Source organism: Azospirillum sp. TSH64, from assembly GCF_003116035.1.
Classification (GTDB): Bacteria; Pseudomonadota; Alphaproteobacteria; order Azospirillales; family Azospirillaceae; genus Azospirillum.
On sequence record NZ_LGQW01000015.1, the window covers coordinates 3,190,973 to 3,191,291 of the forward strand.

1 pseudogene is annotated in these 319 nt (G+C 69.9%); it reads left to right on the top strand.

Annotation, left to right across the window (positions count from 1 at the left end):
* Window positions 1–319: pseudogene (locus TSH64_RS15970) on the top strand (3-oxoadipyl-CoA thiolase); the annotation flags it as partial.

The following is a 319-nucleotide window of genomic DNA, read 5'->3' on the forward strand; positions in this document are numbered from 1 at the left end:
TGCGATCAAGGCGGGAGAGGCCGATCTGATGATCGCGGGCGGGGTGGAGAGCATGAGCCGCGCCCCCTTCGTCATGGGCAAGTCCGACGCCCCCTTCTCGCGGCAGGCCGAGATCTTCGACACCACCATCGGCTGGCGCTTCGTCAACCCGGCGATGAAGGCGGCCTACGGTGTCGATTCGATGCCGGAGACGGCGGAGAATGTCGCCGACGACTGGAAGATCGCCCGCGCCGACCAGGATGCCTTCGCGCTGCGCAGCCAGGAGCGCGCCGCCCGCGCCATCGCCGACGGCAGCCTGGCCCGCGAGATCGTCCCCGTC